This is a genomic window from Mesorhizobium sp. WSM3862 (assembly GCF_002294985.1).
GTDB lineage: Bacteria > Pseudomonadota > Alphaproteobacteria > Rhizobiales > Rhizobiaceae > Mesorhizobium.
The window spans coordinates 153,911-175,678 of record NZ_NSGE01000010.1 but is presented as its reverse complement, the minus strand read 5'-3'; the positions used below and the strand labels follow the sequence as shown (position 1 = coordinate 175,678).

16 protein-coding genes and 1 pseudogene are annotated in these 21,768 nt (G+C 57.1%); 4 read left to right on the top strand and 13 right to left on the bottom strand.

Annotated features, from left to right (window positions below; genetic code table 11):
- Window positions 1–196 precede the first annotated feature (196 nt).
- The 3 genes from CK224_RS25910 to ehuB all read left to right on the top strand — a co-directional run bounded on the left by CK224_RS25910 (window position 197) and on the right by ehuB (window position 4,268).
- Window positions 197–1,384, top strand: coding sequence for an aminotransferase class V-fold PLP-dependent enzyme (locus CK224_RS25910; protein ID WP_245426219.1), 1,188 nt, complete (start codon window positions 197–199; stop codon window positions 1,382–1,384).
- A gap of 37 nt (window positions 1,385–1,421) precedes the next feature.
- Window positions 1,422–2,567 (top strand): M20 family metallopeptidase, encoded by a 1,146-nt coding sequence (locus CK224_RS25905; protein WP_095783736.1) that lies wholly within the window; start codon window positions 1,422–1,424, stop codon window positions 2,565–2,567.
- 822 nt (window positions 2,568–3,389) lie between these two features.
- Complete coding sequence (gene ehuB, locus CK224_RS25900; RefSeq protein ID WP_095783735.1) at window positions 3,390–4,268, top strand: ectoine/hydroxyectoine ABC transporter substrate-binding protein EhuB; 879 nt, start codon at window positions 3,390–3,392, stop codon at window positions 4,266–4,268.
- A gap of 813 nt (window positions 4,269–5,081) precedes the next feature.
- Here ehuB and CK224_RS25895 read toward each other — a convergent pair.
- The 8 genes from CK224_RS25895 to CK224_RS32105 all read right to left on the bottom strand — a co-directional run bounded on the left by CK224_RS25895 (window position 5,082) and on the right by CK224_RS32105 (window position 15,083).
- Window positions 5,082–6,848, bottom strand: a complete 1,767-nt coding sequence (locus CK224_RS25895) for a N,N-dimethylformamidase beta subunit family domain-containing protein (RefSeq protein WP_141245881.1) — start codon at window positions 6,846–6,848, stop codon at window positions 5,082–5,084.
- Between the two features lie 448 nt (window positions 6,849–7,296).
- Window positions 7,297–9,771 (bottom strand): FAD-dependent oxidoreductase, encoded by a 2,475-nt coding sequence (locus tag CK224_RS25890; protein WP_095783733.1) that lies wholly within the window; start codon window positions 9,769–9,771, stop codon window positions 7,297–7,299.
- Between the two features lie 550 nt (window positions 9,772–10,321).
- The gene (locus tag CK224_RS25885; protein ID WP_095783732.1) at window positions 10,322–10,690 is read right to left on the bottom strand and encodes a hypothetical protein; all 369 of its coding nucleotides are present in this window, start codon (window positions 10,688–10,690) and stop codon (window positions 10,322–10,324) included.
- Window positions 10,691–10,997: 307 nt separating this feature from the next.
- Window positions 10,998–11,774 carry an ectoine/hydroxyectoine ABC transporter ATP-binding protein EhuA gene (ehuA, locus tag CK224_RS25880; protein ID WP_280952283.1) on the bottom strand — a complete coding sequence of 259 codons (777 nt, stop codon included), beginning with the start codon at window positions 11,772–11,774 and terminating at the stop codon, window positions 10,998–11,000.
- Window positions 11,775–11,880: 106 nt separating this feature from the next.
- A complete protein-coding gene (gene ehuD, locus CK224_RS25875) occupies window positions 11,881–12,549 on the bottom strand; it encodes an ectoine/hydroxyectoine ABC transporter permease subunit EhuD (RefSeq protein WP_095783730.1) in 669 nt (222 codons plus the stop codon).
- Window positions 12,546–13,217, bottom strand: a complete 672-nt coding sequence (gene ehuC, locus CK224_RS25870; protein WP_095783729.1) for an ectoine/hydroxyectoine ABC transporter permease subunit EhuC — start codon at window positions 13,215–13,217, stop codon at window positions 12,546–12,548. The genes ehuD and ehuC overlap by 4 nt, the downstream gene beginning before the upstream one ends.
- 79 nt (window positions 13,218–13,296) lie before the next feature.
- Window positions 13,297–14,181: a transporter substrate-binding domain-containing protein gene (locus tag CK224_RS25865; RefSeq protein ID WP_245426217.1), complete on the bottom strand. Its 885-nt coding sequence runs from the start codon at window positions 14,179–14,181 to the stop codon at window positions 13,297–13,299.
- Window positions 14,182–14,825: 644 nt separating this feature from the next.
- A complete protein-coding gene (locus tag CK224_RS32105; protein ID WP_095783727.1) occupies window positions 14,826–15,083 on the bottom strand; it encodes a hypothetical protein in 258 nt (85 codons plus the stop codon).
- A 25-nt stretch (window positions 15,084–15,108) separates the two neighbouring features.
- Here CK224_RS32105 and CK224_RS32100 point away from each other — a divergent pair.
- A pseudogene (locus tag CK224_RS32100) lies at window positions 15,109–15,285 on the top strand (transposase); the annotation flags it as partial.
- Between the two features lie 248 nt (window positions 15,286–15,533).
- On the opposite strand, the gene CK224_RS25850 reads toward CK224_RS32100, so the two are convergent.
- From CK224_RS25850 to CK224_RS25830, 5 genes are all read right to left on the bottom strand, one after another.
- On the bottom strand, window positions 15,534–17,255 hold the full coding sequence (locus CK224_RS25850) for an FAD-dependent oxidoreductase (protein WP_095783760.1): 1,722 nt from the start codon (window positions 17,253–17,255) through the stop codon (window positions 15,534–15,536).
- Window positions 17,256–17,328: 73 nt separating this feature from the next.
- Window positions 17,329–18,801: an aldehyde dehydrogenase family protein gene (locus tag CK224_RS25845; protein WP_095783725.1), complete on the bottom strand. Its 1,473-nt coding sequence runs from the start codon at window positions 18,799–18,801 to the stop codon at window positions 17,329–17,331.
- Window positions 18,802–18,962: 161 nt separating this feature from the next.
- Window positions 18,963–20,261 carry a diaminobutyrate--2-oxoglutarate transaminase gene (gene ectB, locus CK224_RS25840; RefSeq protein ID WP_095783724.1) on the bottom strand — a complete coding sequence of 433 codons (1,299 nt, stop codon included), beginning with the start codon at window positions 20,259–20,261 and terminating at the stop codon, window positions 18,963–18,965.
- Between the two features lie 648 nt (window positions 20,262–20,909).
- Window positions 20,910–21,377 carry a formyltransferase family protein gene (locus CK224_RS25835; protein ID WP_348628413.1) on the bottom strand — a complete coding sequence of 156 codons (468 nt, stop codon included), beginning with the start codon at window positions 21,375–21,377 and terminating at the stop codon, window positions 20,910–20,912.
- Between the two features lie 188 nt (window positions 21,378–21,565).
- Window positions 21,566–21,766, bottom strand: coding sequence for a hypothetical protein (locus CK224_RS25830; RefSeq protein ID WP_095783722.1), 201 nt, complete (start codon window positions 21,764–21,766; stop codon window positions 21,566–21,568).
- Window positions 21,767–21,768 lie beyond the last annotated feature (2 nt).

The following is a 21,768-nucleotide window of genomic DNA, read 5'->3' as shown; positions in this document are numbered from 1 at the left end:
TGATCAAGCCATAAAAATGATCTGATAAGCGAAGCTCCTCGCCTAGCCCGAGTGGTGACCTCTTGTTGCCATTTCGGCCCCGGGCACGGGCGCCCGTCAGATAGCTCGACGGCTCCAATGAATTTCGGGCTCGTAACTGTGGGCTTAATGATAGGTTTTGCATTCCCAACCCATGAACACGGATCCGATAACGAGCATGACCAGCCATTTTCTGCCCTTGGACCTCCTTCGACAGGAGTTTCCGGCCACTGGAAGCGCCATTTACATGGATGTTGCAAATCAGGGGCTGATATCCAGGACGACCCGAATGTCTATGGAGCAGCACCTCGACAACAGACTGAATGGCCTGAATGACGAAGAAAGAATGATGCAACTCGTCGAGCGGACTCGTTCCAGGTTCGCCAAATTCATCGCGGCCGACAAAGACGAGGTTGCCATCACGAAGAACGCTTCCGAAGGCATCAATATAATCGGAAACGCGATTGATTGGCGGCCCGGAGATAATGTCGTGCTGTGCCGGCAACTGGAGCATGCAAACAACATCTTGCCTTGGCTACAAATCAGGGACAAGCATCGAATTGAGCTGCGGATTGTAGAAGCTGATGCCGGTGCAATTCCGTACGATGCTTTTGTCAAGGCCATCGACTCTCGCACTCGTATCGTGACAGTCTCGACGGTCACAATGGTGCCAGGATTCAAGACGGCGATGGAGCCTATTGCCGAAGCTTGCAAGCGGGCTGGCGCTTTTCTTTTGGCCGACGCGTCGCAGTCCGTCGGTATCTTGGATACCGATGTCACTCGGCTCGGTGTCGACGGTTTGGTGGCATCCTCTTACAAGGGATTGATGGGACTCTATGGGTTGGGATTTCTGTATTGCCGTCGAGAATGGGCCGATCGCCTGAGTCCTGCATACCTCGCGCGCTTTAGCGTTGATCTTGGGGACGCACCAGAATCGGCTCCTATATTCGATTCGGTTAAATTGCGCGCCGGGGCGCCCCGTTTTGAAATTGGCCATTATAATTTCGCCGGCGTGATAGCGGTCTACGCATCAATCGGACAACTGATGGAAATCGGCACCTTGGCGATTGAACAAAGCGTCACATCGGTAGCAAGACGGCTGGCGTCGGGCTTGTTGGATCTCGGGCTACCGGTTTGCGGCGGCGCACCAGGCAATCACACCGGAAGTATCGTTGCTCTCGGAGATCCAGAGCTTGCTGGTTCGCGCGAATTTGACAACCGCATTCATTCGCTGCACGAGCATTTGTCGGAGAATCAGGTGATTGTCTCGGTCCGCCGGGGGATGCTGCGTTTTTCACTTCATCTATACAACACCACAGACGAGGTTGACCGCGTCGTAGCTCTGGCAAAGAACTGGCTGGCATAGCCGGAAGCTGCATTCTCAAGGAGGGATAGGAGTATTTATGTCGTCCACAGGAAGACAAACGGTCGAGTTGCTCAAGCAACTCATTAAAATTGAGAGCATCAACCCGTCAGCGTCAGCAAAGGGGAGCGGAGAGCAAAGAATCGCCGAGTTTCTAGAGAATTTTTGCCGCGAGCGAAACCTGCCGTATGAGTGTCAGGAAGTTCAGGACGGTCGTTCGAACTTCTTTACCTGGGTGCCTGGACAAGACCCTTCCAAGCGCGTTTTGTTCATTTCGCATATGGACACGGTCCCTGTCGACAATTGGGTGGCAGATCCTTTTTCGCCGGAGGAACGCGACGGTCGGATTTATGGGCGAGGAAGTTGCGACGATAAGGGCCCGCTCGCGGCAATGCTCATGGCTCTTAGCACCTTGGGGGACCGTAAGCCACGATACACCATCGTCCTAGGCGCAAGCGTCGACGAAGAATACCGGAAGAAGGGAGCGCGAAAAATCGCTCAATCAGGTGTATCCTACGAGGCCGCAGTGGTTGGTGAGCCCACTGACTTGGAGCTTGTGGTTGCTCATAAAGGATCGGTCCGCTGGCAGGTTGAAGTAGAGGGTGTGCCTGCACACAGCTCCAAGCCCCATCTCGGAGTGAACGCGATCACAGGAATGGCCAAGGTTATCTTGGCGCTCGACAAGATTAATGACACTCTGGCCCAGCGCATCCACCCCCTGGTCAGCCCGCCGACCCTCACGATCACGCTTATCGAAGGGGGTGCGGAATTAGCGACGGTACCGCCATCCTGCCGCGTATGGATCGACCGACGGCTTATACCAGGAGAGCGACCGGCGGACGCGTTACAGGAGGTAGAAAACATCCTGGAAGGCCTGCGGCAGGGTCCCGATAAGATCAAGGTACACTCGCTGCTACCTGCTCTGGAGGATCCAGCTCCCCCGAGTGCGGAAGCCACAAGAATCGCCGCAGTCGCGGCAAAGGCCTGTGCTGAAGTTGCCGGAACGGGCCAGCACCGCGGAGTTCCATATGGGACGGATGCTAGTCAGCTCTCATTGGGGGGTATTCCCTGCGTTATTCTTGGGCCTGGCAGTATTGACCAAGCTCATACTGCTAACGAGTACGTGGAAATAGACCAAGTGGCGAAGGCGGTCGAAATCTACCAGAAGATTATGCTCAGTTACTAAGGAAATTCGGGACCAGCACCTAATGGTAGTCGCGGGCCCGGCGACGGTGTCGGGCTCGCTTAAGCAGCGCATCGTCGTTCGACGCCGTATCGCCCCCCTCACGCCACCGCATCAAAATAATTTCCGCGTTCAGGCGGATCTGCGCTCGCTAGGGTCGCCACGGAAATCCACCCTAACCGTGCGTCGTACGTGTTTCGACGCGCCACGGTGGGATCAGCAACCCCAACTGTGAAAGCTGAGTACCTTCCCATCGCCCGCCGGTTACATGCGAGCGATCGAATTCCTCGCCCCCACGAACACCAAGGAATGCGCGCCGTATGCTAAGCCTGGTGGAAGGTTACGAAGCGGCGCTGGGCTACCCGGAACGGTCCTGCCACGCGGCTGGTCAATATGCTGCCACGCCGCGGCAGCTCCCGGCCGAAGGTGGCTGCGCTTATTTCGTCCGTTGAGCCGGCTTGCAGGGGCGTGACCCATCCACGCTCTGGGGACTACTCAGGGCCCTGCCCTTTAAAAGTAATCAATGTCAACGTAGCCCACCTCAGGCGTTCAAGAGTGTCTCGCAGCCTTCAAATCGCCGATTTTCTGCGCGCAACAGCAAATTTCCGCATAATTGTTGATCGCGACGCTGCTAATTTTGCCAGGCGGGAAAAGCTGTCGTACCATTTGACCCGAGAAAAATTTCTCCAAATGCCGCGACGTGACTTTCAGCCTGCCAGAGACGGGAAACTGCCGCTGGTCATGTAAAGAGCACTGGCTTGACGTCCTCTTCACGAACGTCATCCGGCGGGACCAGCGGCCAAGCGCAATGGAAGGAACTTTCACATGAACATATGGCAATGCCTGGAAACCAGAAGCAATCTTTGCGGACGTGTATTTCTAAATGTGGCTGCGTTTGCTATGGCGGTCCTCGCAGCTGTATCATTCGCTGGGTCAGCGTCGGCTCAGTCGCTGCTTGACAAGATCAAAAACGGAGAAACCGTCCGGCTGGGCTTCTCGAACGAACCTCCTTTTTCCATTCCGGGCCCAAACAACGAGCCTCTCGGCTGGGTCAATGCAATGGCGCTTGATCTACTCAAAAAGCTGGGCACCACCAAGGTCGAGCCGGTTGTGACCGAATGGGGTTCGCTCATCCCTGGCATGCATGCCGGTCGCCTCGACATCATTACCGGCGGCATGTACATCCTACCAGACCGCTGCCGCAACGTGCTGTTCACAGAGCCACTGGCTGTTCTCAGCGCAGCTCTAATCGTGCCGAAGGGCAATCCGCAGAACCTCCGTTCTTATAAGGATCTGCGCGATAAGGGGCTAACGGTTGCCACCGGCGCGGGCTGGGACGACGTTCAGAATGCTCGCAAGGCCGGCATCCCCGACGAGAAGATTTTGCAGGTGGCCGGATCCGCGGAGGTCCTGCAGGCCGTGAAGGCTGGTCGCGCGGCCGCAGGTGTAGGCGACTACTTCACCATGAAGGAGTTCGCCGCCAAGGACGCCAGCATGGATGTGACCGATCTGCTTCCCGATAGTCCCAAAGGGTATCCGGCTCTCGCCTTCCTACCCAACCAGCAGGCGACCGTCGACGCTTTCAACGCGGTATTGAAAGACTATCTGGCGTCCAAAGAAATGATGGAGTCCGTCGGTAAATACGGCTACACGAAAACCAACCTGCCGGACGGCACGACGGCAGCCCAGCTCTGCAAGGGCTGAAAGCCCAAGCGGGATTTGCAAATGGGCTGAGCGCCACCTCGACGAGGGCGGGGAGGCGCTCAGTGGGCGCAGGGCAATTATCTGGTTCACGGGCCCGCTGCGCCTGGACTTGCCGAGGTGCAGAAGGGTGGCCGGAATAGTCATAGTTGCCCGCAACTGGATGTTCTGGTCAGCTTGCGATTTCGCTCACCGTTCCCTGACGCCAGGCCCGGACTATCGAGGGATGCTCTGGACCTGCCGCTGTGCTGACGCGGGGGGAATACGTGTTCCATGTTGCCTCGAGGGCGTCGCGACGGAGCGTTACCCGAGTACGGAAGTTCCGGTGCCCACCCAAAACCGTGTCGCCGAACTCCTTTCAGACATTGTTTTCTGGCGCGCGAGATTCGCGCGCATCTCAAACAGCTAGGCTTTTGCCAGCCAAGAATGTCGGGGGTCGTCGTTGCGCGACAGTGCGAATGGGTGCGGTGCGGCGAGATGTGGCGGGCTTCGGGGAGGCACGCGTCGGCGGCGCAACGGCGCAACGATCGCACGGCAGCTTTCAATCCAATTGTCGCAACCGTCCCGTAAGCATTTGCAAACTCAACCGTCTGCCAGGGAAGAGACGGCCTGCACACGCCTGCATAGCCGGGCGCATCACACATGTAGGGCATGGGCAGCAACCTGCGATGTCGTGGGGCGCAATTGGCTACCTGGCTGATACCGAAATTTGCGGCCAGCGCGTTGAGTACGGGCGCGCTCGAGATGCGCTCCTCGGCATTACATTGTCGGCGAACACATGACTCGGGTTATTGATGCTAGGGCCAGGACCGGCAATCAGCCAGCTTGTCGAGTGCTGCAGCGGAGCAAGACATTTCGGGTAACCTGCTCGACTACGGGGTCTGCCGGCAAAACTGGAGGCTCGAGGCTGCGCGTCGCGGTCCAGTCAATCGACTCCACAAGTCCAAACACCCAGTCCGCTGTCGGAGCATTGAACAGTATGCCTTTGCCGGGCTCTTCGTGGACAACCATTGTGACGAACCCACCCAGGCTTCCAAGCGTTTCACGCGGGCCCGAAGTTTGCTTGTGAGCCGCTGGCCAGCCGCTAAAGTCCCACTCACCCCAACGCCGACAATCGGCGAGGGCGAGCAAGCGAGTTCCTGGTAGTGCTCCGTCGGCGAATGTGAGTTTTGGACGCTGGGCATCAGACTCGACTTCGAGACCATCCGCCTCATGCCCAAGGAGCTTTATTTCTGCACCGAAGGTGTCTCCGTCCTCGACCTCTGCACCTGCGAAAACCCAATGCTCGGGATCGCACACGGTAAAGCCGCATTTGGGGCGCGATGGCCCACCGAAGAGCTCCCAATACCAAAAAATTCCGCCGGTCAGTACCTCCTGCGGCGCTCCAGGTCGACGCGTGTAATTGTATACGCCGGTCGTGGTTGTCGTTGACTCTGGCCGCAGATGCCAAGTGAACCCAGTAATCAAAGGGTTCGGTGTTGCGGCGTGTAGCGGATCAAGCGATTCCCCGCCGTCGCCATGCTCGCTGTCAGCGTGATCGCCCGAGGCCTTATAGCACTCGATTGCAGTACCGTCCGAAGTCTCCCGGACAAGATAGCAGGCAAGATTGCCACCAAGAAAAATGGTGGCGCCACCGGAATCCCGGAAGGCGCGGACGGCGTCAAGCTGTTTTCCTGTCCAGTACTCGTCATGGCCAATCGTGACGAGAGCAGAGTAATCAGAAAGGTTTGCATGCCCGTTAGATATGTCCAGGCCCGAGCAAAAGTCGACGGAAATTCCTTCGCGTCCCAACCAGTCGATGAAGGCAGACGTGTGCCCTGATTTCGGGGGGTACGGACCCAGAATGTTTCCGTTCGGGTAACATAGGCCGAGACCTGGCCGATGAACCGATGCCTTTGAATTCCTCAGTTCTTCCCAGTACTGGCCATCATCCGACCGCCCATGGTACAAGCTTCGGTTGTGCCAGATGTGGTAGGCGAGCCAGGTTGCAACGTTAACTTGACAGAGTATCTGCGCCCCTGCGCGGCCGCTGCCGCGCCGGACGATGAACAGCGCATCTTCGCCTGCCCGATCGGCGGCGTGCTCCCGTGGCGTTTCGTCCGCGCAGAACTGAGCCACGTACACGCCGCTAGGCCACTCATCAGGAACGCTGTCGAGGAGCTTCACCTTCGGCCAGCGGCATCCTTCGGAGTCGGCGTCACCAGGGCCTAGGAGGCGCCCCCCCGCCGACTGCGGCAGACGGTGTGGTTCGACGGGGCCAAAGCGATGAACGAGGGAAAGCCTCGGATGAAGATGCGCATCCTCGCACCCCGTCACGCGATAGATGTCGACATAACAGCGTTCCAAAGACCGCGTTGCCACGTGCACCGCGAGTTCCTCTCCAGGGGCAACGCTGACAGCCGCCATATAGCCCGCGAAGTACGGTACGGCTTCTCGACCGGTCGCCGGGAACGCGACATAGCGGTATCCCGACGTTAGTGAAGGATGAACGCCGGGCAGGAATTCCTCAGTTTGAGGCGGGACCCTCCGCCGCAGAATGACGGGCGGTTCTGGCAAACGAGTCATGGGTCGGGTCAAACTCATTGCAAGCTCCTCAGGAATTCGAACCGGGCAGGCCAGATGGCCCCTGAATACAGTGTAGCAGCGATAGAACGACTGTTTCGACGTATTGACGCCTTCAGCGCAGGAAATGGGCTTATAGCGGCTCAGTTCTGGATAACCGCTGCGACACTGAGCAACGCGGCTTGCGCTTCCAAACTGGCTAAATCGGACTGCTCCACTGACGGTCGTCGCGCCAAGAGCACATCGAGCGCAGCGCTCGATGTGCTTGGGTCGTAGCCGTCGCGACCGCCTACACTCGAACCCCCGCTGTCCGCGCCAAGTCCCGCAACCGTGCGGCCGCAAAGTCACCCAGCACTTCGCGTGCAGCAAGGTCGCCGGCCTACCTGGGCTCACGGCATCCGCGCATGAGATCAATATCCTGTTTCCGCCGGACGCAACCGTTCTCGCCCGATCAGCACAGGGCACTAACCTATCGCCCAAGCCTCTCCCCGTTTGGATCGAAAAACGCCCGAAGCGACGCGTCCGCTTCGTAGAGTTTGCCAGCAATTTCGATTTCCCACCGACTGCTTTCAATCAGCTCCTTCGTGACCCCTGCGGAGTGGTTCACATATCCCAGTCCCACTGACGGGCCCAGAGTGAAGCTCTTTGCTCCTGAGGAAATATACCCGACAATCTCGCCGTTACGCCGAATGGGTTCTTCGTGGAAAAGAACAGGATTTGGATCGCGAAGCTTGAACGACACCAATCGCTTTTCGAGCGGACCTGAATTTTTCTGGGAAAGTAACGCCTCTCTCCCGATAAAACCTCCGTCCTTATTCCAGTCAATCGTAAATCCTAGACCCGCCTCAAGCAGCGTATCGAGTGGCGTAAGATCGAGCTGGTATTCTCGATAAGCGCGCTCGCATCGCAGATATTCGAGCGCATGGTACCCAGCAGGCTTCAGTCCGTAAGCCTGCCCCGCCTCCCAAATGACATCAAAGACGTGCTGGGCCATCTCGGTTGGGATATGCAGTTCCCAGCCCAGCTCTCCGATGAACGTCAGCCTATTGGCTATAACGCGCGCATATCCGATATCGATTTCCTGACTGGTAGCAAATGGGAATGCAGCATTTCCAAGATCTGCGTCGGTAACTTGGGACAAGACGTCGCGAGATTTCGGGCCCTGCAATGACAAAACCGCATAGGCCGAGGTGACGTCTGTTAGTGTGACATTCCATTCGTCTGTGATGTGCCGCGCAATCCAGGCTTTATCCCGCGGGTGGACAGTGGACGATGAAATGATGAGGAACTCTGTTTTTGACAAGCGGTTTACTGTGATGTCTGTTTCGATACCGCCTTTTTCATTGAGCATGTGGGTATAGACCAGCTTCCCGACCGGTACATCCACATTGCCGGCGCAAAGCCACTGCAGGAAGCGGCATGCATCGCGACCCTGCACCAAATGCTTGCCGAATGAGCTTTGGTCTACCAGGATGGCTCCGTTACGGGCGGCCTTGCACTCCTGACTAGTATATTTGAACCAGTTCGGCTCGTCGTAGGAATAGACGTTCTTCGTCGGCTCTCCTTCTCCCGCGAACCAAATGGGACGCTCCCAGCCCATGCCTTCGCCAAAGCTGGCGCCAAGCCTCGCCCAACGGTCGTGAAGCGGGCTTTTGCGAACCCCTCGGGACGTCTCAGCCTGGTAAGCCGGCCAGTGTATCTTGTAATGCAGGCCCATCACTTCGGCTGTGCGATCGTGCAAATAACGCTTATTGATCTGGAAGGGATGAAACCGGGCGACATCCACGGAAGTGACATCCATCTGGGGCTGGCCAGCGATGATCCATTCTGCCAGTGCTCGCCCTGCTCCGGCGGCAGCCTCAATGCCCCCAGAATTGTAACCCGCTGAGATGAACAGGTTTTTCATCCCTGGGACTTCCCCAATCATAAACAGAAGGTCGGGCGTGAAACTCTCGGGGCCGTTGAAGAACTTGGCGATACCGGTATTTGCCAGTTCAGGAACGATCTCGATGGCCTTGGTCATTGGCAACTCGAACTGGTTCCAGTCTTCCGGAAGCTCTATGAAAGGAGTGTCTTTCGGGAGCTTTTCCATTGGAAGCGGTTTCCCCCAAGGCTCGAGCGCGCCAACAAGCAACTTCCCCGCGTCTTCCTTCAGATATACATAGCCATCGGTATCGCGCAGCACAGGCAAGGTCGGGGTCACAAAATCCATGGGTTCGGTGAAAACATAGAAATGCTCTGCCGCATACAAGGGAACGCGCGCACTCAACTTGAACGCAAGATCGCGAGTCCAAAGCCCGCAGGCAAGCACGAGGATTTCAGCTTCTATGACACCTTCGCCGGTTCGAACCTGATAATAGCCATCCGGAGTTCGCCAGAGGTCATGGACTTCGGAATTCTCGAAGATCTTCACGCCCTTTTGCTTGGCCCCCATCGCCAACGCAACGCATGTGTCGACCGGGTTGGTTTGGCCGTCGCCGGGGAGGAACACTGCACCTTCAATGAGGGACTGGTTGAGTGCTGGATAGAGCCTCTTCGCCTCGCTTGGCGAAATCATATGGGCCTCAAGTCCGCAACTCTTGGCAATTGATGCAGTGCGCACAGTTTCGCAAAGGCGCTCTTTGGTTCTGGCCACGCCAAGCGTACCGTTCCGCTTGAAGCCCGTCGCCTGCCCCGTCTCCGCTTCGAGCGAGGAGTAAAGCTCCGCAGTGTATTTCGCCATCTCGGTCATCGTATGCGTGCTGCGCGTCTGCGTAATCAGACCTGCGGCGTGCCACGTTGTGCCGGACGTTAGGGTGTGGCGCTCCAGCACCGCAACATCTGTCTTGCCGTTTTTCGCCAAGTGAAAGGCGAGACTGGACCCGGCAATTCCTCCACCGATGATGACGACATCATGATGGCGAATGGACAGTTCACGAGGGCGAATGGGCGAGCTGGTGATCATATGCGTCCTTGTTTCCATTGAGGCGTGTCGCGCCAAGTTATGTCCATCGTCCAGGCAGATTGCGCGCCGGAGGCTGCTGCCGCACCGGTGATCGCAATTCTTTCGTGCGACAGCTTAGGGGACAATCCGCGTCTAGATCGTGCTACTTGGGACGGCAGGCGATGTTATTCTGCATAATTGACCAGATCGCCGCCGAAGGTATGCACCCCGCTGCTAAACGTGGCCGGCTACCTTTTGCGCGACGATCGAGAAGGCGGCAAGCGGACAATTTTACTGTTGGCGTTGCCGCTTATGGCCGTGTCGTTAGATTAGATCGCTCAAAGCGCATGGCGCGCACATCGGATGCCACACATCCGAGGATAAGGACCGGTCTTTTCGGGCTGCCATCGGAACCTGAATTGAGGCGTAGGCCAGCGCACATCGCTTGGCCGGGCGTCATCGTTTTGAGAGAAGCATCCTTCAGGCTTTCCGTTGCTGAGCAATGGCGTTCTGGATTCCGTGATCTTGTTCTTTTACGTGCTGCACCTGGCTATTCGGTGGTGGCTTGCGTTCACAGGCACGAGGCCGCACGCTCCGCGACCTGCTGATGTGTGGCGAACCAAACGTCGCCCTTTGCTTTAGCGCATCGAATGAGTTCTTCCACGATCCAGATCCTCGAGCGATATCCCACCACGTGTGGATGCAGAGTTAGCTGGAATAACTCGGCGTCCTGATATGCCCCTTCAAACTCCCGGATGAACACAGACAGCACGTCGTCAAGCGATAGATTTGGACGCAACGACCCGTCCGGACTCATCCACAGATACGTCGCATCGTCGCGAATCCATTCTACAGGTATCTCAATGGTTCCTGTTGGTTCCTCGTTTTCCAGTAGCTCATAGCAGCTATCATCGGCCATTAAGGATGTGTCGTAGGTCAATCCCATCTCACGTATGATCTGGAGAGTGGCGTCTGAATAGTCCCATGATGGTGTTCGGATGCTCGGACTTTGTTGACGCGCCCGCGCCAATGGCTTTCAGGCCACTCCCAGGGACGTAGGTCAGTCGAATCGGGCACTTTAGCTGCTCCCGAGCAGGGTCTACACCGACTTCCGCGAAAGAGTGCGAGATGTGTGAAACAACGGAGCGTCAGAGGACGGATGACATGGCAGGCCTCATACTGATAGTATAATACTTTCACCAATGTCGGCTTTACTGACCACCAGCACTAAGAGTAGGCGGCGCTCCCTATCTCGCCTCCAGCACGGCGCTGAGGAACTGACGCGTCCGCTCGTTCTGCGGGTTACCCAAGAGCTGGTCGGGCGGGCCCTGCTCGACGATCTTACCTCCGTAGAAGAAACAGACGCGGTCTGAAAACTCCTTGGCAAAGCCCATCTGGTGCGTGACCATCAGCATGGTGAGGTCATGCTCGGCACCAAGCTTGCGGATGACATTGAGTACCTCCCCGATCAGCTCTGGGTCGAGTGCCGAAGTCACCTCGTCGAACAGCATCACCTTGGGGCGCATGGCAAGCGCACGAGCGATCGCCACGCGCTGCTTCTGCCCGCCGGAAAGCTGGATCGGAAAGTGATTTCGTTTGTCGCCGAGCCCCACCATATCAAGCAGTTCGGAGGCCCGCGCCTCCGCCTCCTTCTTCGGCAGCCCGAGCACGGAAACCGGAGCCTCCATGCAGTTTTGCAACGCCGTCATATGGGGAAAGAGATTGAAGTGCTGAAAGACCATGCCGATCTTGCTGCGGACACGCCTGAGATGCCGGTCATTCGCCGGGACCATCTGGCCATTCTCCTGCATATGCGTGAGCGGCTCTCCATCGACCCAAATCACTCCTCCCTGGATTTGTTCCAACGTCATGAGCATACGCAAGACCGTGGTCTTGCCAGAGCCGGAAGGCCCGATAATGCAAACCTTCTCGTTACGCGCGATGTCGAGATTAAGCTCGTCGAGAACGGTTAGCGAGCCATAGCGTTTTGTAACGTTTTCGAAGCGGACCATGGGTTCGTTCATGACTTTGTCGTTGCACGCTGTGTCAGGTTTGTCCAGCACGGTCAGCCCCTCATCACCTTTTGCGGCGTTCTCGAAGCGGAGCATGGGTTCGTTCATGACGCACCTCCTATTGCAGCCGATAACGGCGATTGAGCCAGATGCTCACCGACTGCACGATTGCGGAAGCGACCAGGCTGAATACGAGAAAGAAGAAGCCGACCATGACGATGGCCTCGGTGTAGCGGTAGTTATTGGCGCCGAAAATCTTCGCCTGCTGCAACATCTCCAGGATCGCGATGGCCGCCAGGATGGGCGTTTCCTTGAACATTCCGACAAAGTAGTTGCCCAAAGCAGGCACGATGGGAGGGATCGCCTGCGGCAGAATGATGGTGCGCCAAGTTCGCATTCGCGACAGATTAAGTGCCGTGCAGGCCTCCCACTGGCCTTCTTCAACCGCCAGGATGCCGGCGCGAAACACCTCTGAGCAATAAGCAGCGTAGTGGATGCCGAGCATTCCGATGCCGGCAGTCCAGGCGGGGATGAGGATCCCGAATTGCGGTCCGACGAAATAGACGAAGAACACCTGCAGCAGCAGAGGCGTGGAGCGGATGAACTCCACGAGCTCCGTCATGGTCGTGGAAACATAGCGGTTCGGCGACTGACGGATCAGCGCCACGATCAGGCCTAGCACCACTGCGATCACGAAGCTGAGCACGGTGGCCTGAATCGTAACGATCGCGCCGCGATAAAGGTACGGCCACGCTTCCCAGACGTAAGACCAATCCCAAATACTCATGCCAGCGCCTCCCGCACGAAGCCACTTGAGAGCCGGCGCTCCAGCCCTCGCACCAGGGGAGTGATCAAGGCACGGGCGAGGAAGTAGTAGCCAAACAGCGCCACCGCGAAGAACAGCAGATAGTTGCCGGTGGCGTCTGCTGCCAGCTTCGATGCGGTGGTGAACTCGGTGATAGTGATGAAAAATACAAGCGAGGTCGACTTAAGCAGCTCGATAAGCAGGTTGCCCGACGGCGGCAGCATACTTCGGATCGCCTGCGGCGCCACGATGCGGCGCATCATGGTGAGCCGCGGGAAGTTGAGGGCGATACTAGCTTCGTACTGGCCGCGGTCGACAGCCTGGATTGCAGCGCGCACCACCTCGGCTAGATAGGCGGAATAATTCATCCCAATGCCAAAGATGGCAACTGCCCACGGGGACAGGGCTACGCCAAAGAATGGCAGAACAAAGAACAACAAGTAGACCTGCACAAGCAGCGAAGTCCCGCGAAAGAATTCGATATAGGCAACGGCTAACCATCGCAGGGGCCAAAGGGAGGAGACCCGAATTAGACCTGCGATAAGCCCCAGCGCTACTGCCACCAGAGAAGCCCCAATGGTGACAATAATGGTAATCAGAAGACCGTGAGCGAGCGCCAACACGCTGAAGGTTAAAGGGAATTCGTTCATGTTTCTATCCTATTTGACGTTCCCCGGCCGAGGGCAAGGGACACGCATTAGGAGCGGGGAAGAACGGTGATACTAAGCCTCACGATTTGCAGAGATCGGCGGTTTTGCTCCCATCCGGCAAAAGCGACTTATCGTATCCGTACTCGCTGACCAATGACATCATCTCGTCAGAGCCGATATAGTCCATCATCAGCTCATTGATGGCATCGACTGTGTCCTGCTCGCCTTGAGGGAATGCGAACGCAGGATAGCCGGGCTTATAATTTGGTATGAAGGGGGCGGCCAGTTCCAATGAGTCGTCGTTGCGGATCGCGCCTTTTATTCCCAGATATTCGCCACCCCCGGCATCGGCGCGACCGGACTTGACTGCCTGAGCTATTTCTACATAGCCGGCAACCTGCATGATTTTATCGTCCGGGATGCCTGTCTCTTGCGCTCTTTTCACGTCGGCATACCCGGCACCGGTCACGAACGTCAGCCCCTTGTCACGGATATCGGGCAAGGAATGCAGTCCCTTCGGGTTCCCTTTCGGGACCACAATCGTGCCATAAACAGTTCCGTAGGGATTAGTGAAAAGGACATTGCGACAACGTTGCGGCAAGATAAACATTCCGCCGGTTATGACGTCAATGCGCCCGGCCTGCATAGCAGGGATAAGGGACCCCCATTCCATATCAACGGGCGCGAATTTCGTGGCACCCAACTTCTTGAAAAGCTCCAGAACCAAGACATTGCCGATTCCAAGCATTTCGTTATTGCCGCCTCTGAACCCCCACACGCGATCACTCGAGAAACCGATCCGGACCGGGCCGCCACTTTTGATTCTTTCCAGTAACTCACCTGCAGAGGCGGAGCCCGCCAGCGAGCCCATCGCCGCTGCCGTGATGCCGAGTGCGGCCATTCCCCTCAGAACTGAACGTCTCAAGGGATCGGTTCGGCCTATTTGGTGTTGATGCTTGATCATAGATTCCTCCTTGTGCTTCGGGCTGTTTCGCCAAAGACAGGGTGACACCCTAACATTCTTATACGATTTGATGTGTGGTTTCCTCTTTCTAGGACGATTACAATACCAGTTAAGGCGCAGCATTTCGGGCAAATTTGGTTTGCAGGCGCAGGAATCCGGCGATTCCCGCGCTGCCATGCCAACTGTGCCACATCTGTTGGAAAATTAAGCTCCACGTTCTCTCTCACAGGAAGTTAATGGCTGTGGTGTATCGGAGGCCCGACTGTCGTTCGAAATAGAGGCAGTGCACGCGTCGTGCCAGCAACGCCCTGATGCCAGGCTAAAGGCGCGAGGCGAACGTTTTCAGGGGACTGCGCCGTCAGATCCGGCCGATCAGAAACCGAGGGCGACCGCGGGCCGCCGTTTGTGCGTTCGGCCAGTCATTGCCCAGCTCGAAGACCTACCTAGCCCGCCTATGCACGACGATGGGCCTTTGAGGCTGGTGGTGCTTAGGATTCGGTTGCTTAAGCCAACCTTTCAACCGCATCTCGCGAACCACACCGCCATGACCGAGGATACGTTACTGCCGCTGTCTTTTCCAGCCGTGGGACGAAAGGAGATCACGGCTGCGTTTAACGGCGGCCGCATCACATCGGATGGCGGCGTCATGCTTCTGGCGGCCGATGCGACTGGTCGACCGGCTTGCGATCCACGATCCACTGGATCGAGCGCGCGTAACGCACGCCATGTCCGACATTCTGCGCGTCCGTATCTTCGCCATCGCCTGCGGTTATGAGGATGCCAACGATCTCGATCGGCCGTGCACCGATCCAGCCTTCGCTCGCCTGCGGTCGATTGCCCGACAGCGGGCTCGACCTGTTCTCGTAGCGAACATGTTCGCGGCCAGAAAACCTGACCGACATCAGGACCGTCGTCCGGCTCGGCCGCGTGCTGGTCGATCTGTGGCTGTCGAGCTACGCCGCGCCGCCGAAAAGCGTCACGCTCGACGTCGACGATACGCTCGATGTCGTTCACGGCCATCAGCAGCTGTCGCTCTTCAATGCCTTTCGAGCGTTGCTTCCTTCCGATCCATGTCTAAGACACCGCCACCGGCGCCCGGTCGCCATGATCCTGCGCCCCGGCAAGACGGGCGAGGAGATCCGCGGCTATCTGCGCCGCATCCCGTTGGCCGACCACCCGTATCCTGATGCGTGGCGATGGCCACTCTGGCCGGGGCTCATTGGCAATTGTTATTCGCGGAATGCGAGATGTTCCTTAAACGAGCGGGCCGTCGATCACCGCGGGTTTGTCATCATATTTCGCGCGAAACTAGCAACGCAATCCGGCGATCTTTGCCTGACAACCGATCCCCTCTATTGCTGCTGTCGGTCATACAGCAGGGCATCAGACATCTTCTCGGCCACCATAATGGTAGGGATATTCGTATTTGCTCGTGGACAGAATGGCATCACCGACGCATCGGCTACTCTCAAGCCCGACATTCCATGAACGCGGCCTGACGGATCGGTAACGCTGGCCGGATCCTGAGGAGATCCCATTCTGCAGGTTGACGTTGGATGAAAGTTCCCGAAAACGTTTTGTCGTACAAAGCGATCAAGGAGTTGGTCATTGTCTAGAAGGTCTGAGATGCTGCGGCCATCGGTGATTGCAAATCTGATAAGGCCTCGACGGAGTGACGCGGAACTGTCCATGAGCGCCGCGAGAAAGGATGTGATACCGTAATTCAAACGGTTGTACTTACTTATGCGCTTTGCTCGTCCCGTCCACGTAGACGGAAAAGGGTCGAGCGCAGTGCTCACCAGAGCCTTATGATTGATCAGTCTCGCAATGAATCGAAACGCGCTCTTCAACCGCTCAGCGTCGCGTTCGTCGCTCAACATGTCAAAATTCACTTCCGGCTCAGCGAGATGAGAGGGACTTACGAGGGAGACAGTTCCTGTCGAGTAGACGCGATTGACCCAGAAATTGAGCGTCCCTAGACGCTTGCCAACGGGATGCCAAGCAGACTTTGCCAGAATCGAGACGGCCATGTCGGTGGGAGGGCAACCGTCGTGACCGGAAGAATATCGAGCATGCATCTGGATATATCCTGTCGCGGTCGGCAGCATCCTATCCTTCGGCTTCAAGTATGCCGATATGGCGACCCCGGCGTGCTCCTGCAGATTTTTTCCAACCCCTTCAAGGTCTGCGACAACTTGAATACCGAGTTCAGATAAGGCTTTACCCGACCCAATCCCAGATCGCAGCAATATCGCTGGCGAATGTATTGCCCCTGCGCATAGGATCACCGTTTTAGCGCTATATGGCTTTGGTCCAGTTTTGCTATCGATATCAACGCCCGTCACCTGGCGACCCGAGCAGGTTAACTTTAGGACGGTTGTATCAGACAATATTTTTAGGTTGGGTCGAGCTCGCACACTCTCTGGCAAATAGGCCATCGCAGCCGACACGCGACGACGGTTAAGGTTTGTGAGTGGAACAACTGAGTGGCCGTCGCGGAACTCACCGTTGAAGTCTGGCCAGAAAGGTATGTTTTCATCTTCGAAAGCCGTCGACACCGCGTTGACGAACCCCGACCACTCAGCTCTGTCCGCGCGGCTTATCGGCAGCGGCCCACTATCGCCGTGGAAGCGATCGCGAAAATCCATATCGCATTCAAGCCGGCGGAAATATGGGAGGACACCTTCCCAATCCCAACCCGTTGCGCCGGTAGATGCCCACTCATCATAATCGGCAGCGCCGCCCCGGTTTGCGACTTGGGCGTTGATACTGGAGCCTCCTCCGATGACACGTGCTTGCTCATAGTGGACTCGTCGGTTCCTATCTCGCGCAACGGCTGCGGTAAGCGATGGCCACTGGTACCGTTGATTGTAGTAAGCACGCGTGGGGTTCCCATCAAGGATATCATCAGGGGTAGCGTGCGGAGGAAAATCAGGACCAGCCTCTATGAGCATGACGTGACTGCCATTGGCCGATAGCCGGTTCGCCATGACGCATCCCGACGAACCGGCACCCACAATTATATAGTCGAAAAGCAATGACCTCCTCCTACCTTGCGCGTGCGCACGACGCATTTTCGCGGCAGGCACCCCACGAGCAAAGCACCGGAAAGCAAGAAAATACCTCATCGCACGTGACGGTGCGACCTTAGTGCCTTCTGCCTTCAGCGGATGATGGCTGCGAGATCCGGATGCCGATATTTCTTGTCTGGACGTATCCGTCAAGTGCTTCCTGTCCCTTTTCCCGGCCGTAGCCAGACTGCTTCACGCCGCCGAATGGTGTTTCTACTCCGCCGACGTACCATCCATTCACGTACACCTGGCCAGCCCAAAGGCGATCGGCGCACCAAAGAGCACGGTCGATATCCCGCGTGAACACTCCAGCTGCCAACCCTTGATCGGTGTCGTTGGCTAATTCGATCCCCGTAGCTGGGTCATCGAAAGCGGTTACCGCAAGAACGGGACCGAATACTTCTTTCTGGAAGAGATTACTGTCTCGCGTGACATCTGCAAAAACCGTAGCGGCCATGAAATAGCCGCTCCGATCCGAAAGTGAGGCCCCACCGGTTACCACCCGTGCCCCCTCCAAAGCGGCAATCTCAAAGGCCTCCGTGACCCCCTTGCGCTGCTTCTGCGAGATCATGGGAGTGATGTCGCAATTTTCTCGCCCTGGGCCAACGGTTAGTCCTTCGACGCAAACTTTCACTTTCTCCAATAATTCGTCTGCGATCGATCGTTGGACGAGCAGTCTTGTTAAGTTGTTGCAATTCTGACCTGCATTCAGATAGGTTCCGACACGCACCGCGTCTACGACAGCATCTAGATCTGCGTCGGAATACACGACTGCCGCTGACTTGCCGCCCAGTTCCATGATACAGGGGACGATGCGTTCCGACGCGGCCTTGAGCACCGATCGTCCGGTTGCTGTGGATCCCGTGAACACGATGTGACGAACATCGGGATGTTCGATCAGCGCTCGGCCGGCGGTCTGCCCGTAACCGGTGATTACGTTGACGGCCCCTGCAGGCAACCCTGCGGTTTCGCAGGCGCGCGCAAACTCCACCCCAGACAGGGGAGCTAATTCGGGAGACTTAACTACGACTGAGTTGCCGGTAGCGATGGCGCAAGCAAGCGAACGAGCCGTTAGTTCAAGAGGACCGTTCCAGGGCACGATCTGGGCCGAAACACCGAAGGGGCTCCTGACGGTGTAATCGACGAACTCGGCCCCGCGAGGGATCGATCGGCCTTCAAGCTTATCGGCCAAACCAGCATAGTAGCGCAGGTAGCGTACAGCGGTGCGGACCTCCCCCCGGGCAAGATCCAACGCCTTGCCCGTTTCAATGCAGTTAATGGTCGCGATCTCCTCGCTACGCGCCTCGATCGCGTCTGCCACACGAAAGAGCATCTGTCCCCGGTCGTAGGGATGCATGTCTATCAGAACGCGGTCACGAAAAACTCGGTTGGCGGCGGCAACGGCGAGATGAACGTCTTCCGGTCCTGCCTCTGCAACGACCGCAATGGTCTCCCCAGTTGAGGGGTCGTCAACCTCGATCCGTCCGCCGGACGAAGAATCTCTCCACTCTCCGTCTATGTAATTTCTGTTAACTTCTGCCCCAGCCATCAAATCCTCCAAACTAATCATCACGCAGAAGTACTGACATGCGGCAAATCCGTGGGTTCTCGAGCTGTAGCGGAAACCCGTTCGGATTGCATAGGCACGGAACTTCCCTGCGAAGACAAATGCAAACCGATCGGTGCTGCTTTTGTCGTACGCCTCTCCTGTCAGCGACTTGCCGCCGCGCCGTCCTGCACCGCTCGTACGCAGTCACGGATGATTGACAAGCCCCGACGCAGATCAGCCTCGGCTATAGTGAGGGCCGGCATGAACTTTAGCACTTCACCGTATGAGCCAGCGGTTTCTAAGAGCAGACGGCGAGCGAAGGCCTCCTTCGAAACACGCGCAGGCAACGAATGATTCTTTGGTGAAACGAGCCCATACATCAGGCCGCGGCCCCTCACGCTTAGCCCGAGAGCTTGGTGATCGGCGGCAATAGATGCAAGCTCCGCAGCCAGGATCTCAGATTTCCGCGCAATCTCATCCTCGAACTTTGAATCAGACCAGTAAGTTTCAAGCGCCGCGCGAGCAGTAATGAAGGCCAAATTGTTGCCCCGAAAGGTCCCAGTATGCGCTGCCGGCTTCCAAACATCCAGGTCGGGCTTGATTAGAACAAGAGCCATCGGCGTGCCGTATGCCGACAACGACTTGGACAGGGTAACGATGTCTGGCACGATGCCAGATGGTTCAAAACTGAAGAATTTCCCCGTGCGTCCGACACCAGCCTGGATGTCATCCAGGATCAGTAAAATCCCGTGCCGCGAAGTTAGCTCACGCAACCGCTGCAACCATTCAACGCTGGCGGCGTTAATTCCCCCTTCGCCTTGAACTGCCTCGAGGATCACCGCGGCAGGGGAATCAAACCCGCTTGACGGATCCACGAGAAGCTTCTCGAGGTAGGCTATCGTGTCAAACGAGTCCCCTATGTAACCTTCGAATGGCAACGATGTCACATGAGCGAGCGGGAAGCCTGCCGCTGCCCTCATGTAGTTATTCGCGGTCGCCGCCAACGATCCCGCGCTGACCCCATGATAGGACCCAGTAAAGGAGACAATATTTGACCGACCGGTTACCTGGCGAGCCAGCTTCAGCGCCGCTTCTACGGCATTGGCACCCGTAGGACCCGTGAACTGCAGTTTGTACGTCAGACTACGGGGCTTCAGAATATAGCGCTCGAAAGCTTCAATAAATCCCTTCTTGGCTGTTGTAGCCAGGTCAAGGCTGTGCACGATCCCATCGCGCTCGATATAGTCTAACAGCGCCTGCTTGAATGCTGGGTTGTTATGGCCGTAATTGAGCGCACCCGCGCCACCGAAAAAGTCCAGATATTCCTGACCGTCCGCCGCTGTGAGCGTCGTACCAACTCCCCGGTCGAATAGGACCGGAAACGAGCGGACGTAGCTACGCACCTCAGACTCCAAGCGGTCGAAAAGTGCGAGGCTCACATCTTTGGCGATCTGGTTCATAAGGCGGACTCCTTCAAGTTGGGCAGCCTGTAAGGCTTAGTGGCCGGTTTCAAACGCGAGAGGACGGCCGGTGCCGGTTCTTTTAACTTAGCTCGTCCCACAGCCCGGCTTGAGCGAAATATCCGCCCCCATCCGCAGGAAATCAGCGTTCTGAAGCCGCTCGCGCAGAATTCGCACGACGGGCGTTATGCCCTCGTTGTTCAACTAAAAAACGGGCAGCTGCGATAGCCGCGTTTCGTCCTGATCCAATATCCACCTCAATGGGGGTGGACGCAGGGGAGAGTTGTGGGGGTTGGGGCTTGAAGGCTGCGGACCAAAGGCATGCCGGCGCGGCAAGCGGCGCGTTCAGCGTAGCTATCGAGCGATGTGGTGGATTGCGCGGCCGTCAGGGGCGGCCGCCGCGCTCCCAGCCTCAAATAGCACGCTGAGCTGAGTGCGGTTGAAACGGCGGACGAACTGCCGAAGCTATCCGGATTCGATCAGGCGAGGATCCACGAACGATGTTAGAAAGGCGTATCCTTGGTCGATAATTCCCGACTCGGGACAGAGCACGCGTGAGGCTGGTCCCGCTGTCAATCGGTACGCGGCGTCTATGGTGGCTATTGAAAGGGCAAACCGGAACTCGCTTGCGTCGACCCGGACGCCATCTCAGCCCATCCTTTCGGAACGGTGAGAACCGGGGCTTGCCGGGAAGACCACGGTTCGGTTCCAGTTGATGAAGGTGGGATAGTGGGTATGCGCGTGGATTGCGCGGTCCAATACATGGCTTTCCGCATCACGGCCGATGGAGACGTAGTTTTCGGTGCTCTGCGCATGTGTGATACGGGCAACGTCTTGCTCGATGATCGGACCCTCGTCGAGATCAGCTGTAACGTAGTGCGCCGTCACGCAGATCAGCTTCACACCGCGCTCGAAAGCCTTTTGCACGGGTACGCGCCCTTGAAGGATGGAAGGAATTAATGATGAATGTTGATGATCCGGCCGGACATCTTCTTGCAGATCCATTGGAGTTACCTGCATGTATCGGGGGAGCACGACGAGTTCTGTCCCCGTCTGTTCAACGACGTACATCAGCTGGGCCTCGGCCTGCGGCTTATTTTCCTTCGTGACTTTGATGTGGTGGAAAGGAATATCGTGGTTGACGACCAGTTTCTGATTAAGTCAGGTGGCTGGAGACCAACGCCGACGATGTCGGTCGGCAGCGCACCGATCTTCCAACGGTAGAGGAGATCATTCAGACAGTGCCCGAGGTTCGAAACCATCAACAGAACCTTCATGCGATGCGTGCCGTCGTGCATATTCCACTACATGCGGAACTCGTCCGCAAACGGTTGCAAACCCTCTTCGATTGCCTCCCGTTCAGCTCCCTCCTCGCTGATAAAATAGACGCGCATAAAGAACTTACCCGTATCGAGGTCATCGAACTGCGAACTGTCGACAATGTTGCAGCCTTGAGCTGAGAGGAGGCTCGATATCGCAGTACCGATTCCCGTGCGGCCGGGCATGA

Coding starts and splice junctions, on each gene's coding strand:
- ehuB (WP_095783735.1), top strand. CDS start 3,390: ATGAACATATGGCAATGCCTGGAAACCAGAAGCAATCTTTGCGGACGT.
- ehuD (WP_095783730.1), bottom strand. CDS start 12,549: ATGAGTATTTGGGATTGGTCTTACGTCTGGGAAGCGTGGCCGTACCTT.
- ectB (WP_095783724.1), bottom strand. CDS start 20,261: ATGAACCAGATCGCCAAAGATGTGAGCCTCGCACTTTTCGACCGCTTG.
- CK224_RS25895 (WP_141245881.1), bottom strand. CDS start 6,848: ATGAGTTTGACCCGACCCATGACTCGTTTGCCAGAACCGCCCGTCATT.
- CK224_RS25905 (WP_095783736.1), top strand. CDS start 1,422: ATGTCGTCCACAGGAAGACAAACGGTCGAGTTGCTCAAGCAACTCATT.
- CK224_RS25910 (WP_245426219.1), top strand. CDS start 197: ATGACCAGCCATTTTCTGCCCTTGGACCTCCTTCGACAGGAGTTTCCG.
- CK224_RS25845 (WP_095783725.1), bottom strand. CDS start 18,801: ATGGCTGGGGCAGAAGTTAACAGAAATTACATAGACGGAGAGTGGAGA.
- CK224_RS32105 (WP_095783727.1), bottom strand. CDS start 15,083: ATGTCGGTCAGGTTTTCTGGCCGCGAACATGTTCGCTACGAGAACAGG.
- ehuA (WP_280952283.1), bottom strand. CDS start 11,774: ATGAACGAACCCATGGTCCGCTTCGAAAACGTTACAAAACGCTATGGC.
- ehuC (WP_095783729.1), bottom strand. CDS start 13,217: ATGAACGAATTCCCTTTAACCTTCAGCGTGTTGGCGCTCGCTCACGGT.
- CK224_RS25830 (WP_095783722.1), bottom strand. CDS start 21,766: ATGCCCGGCCGCACGGGAATCGGTACTGCGATATCGAGCCTCCTCTCA.
- CK224_RS25850 (WP_095783760.1), bottom strand. CDS start 17,255: ATGCGTCGTGCGCACGCGCAAGGTAGGAGGAGGTCATTGCTTTTCGAC.
- CK224_RS25890 (WP_095783733.1), bottom strand. CDS start 9,771: ATGATCACCAGCTCGCCCATTCGCCCTCGTGAACTGTCCATTCGCCAT.
- CK224_RS25865 (WP_245426217.1), bottom strand. CDS start 14,181: ATGATCAAGCATCAACACCAAATAGGCCGAACCGATCCCTTGAGACGT.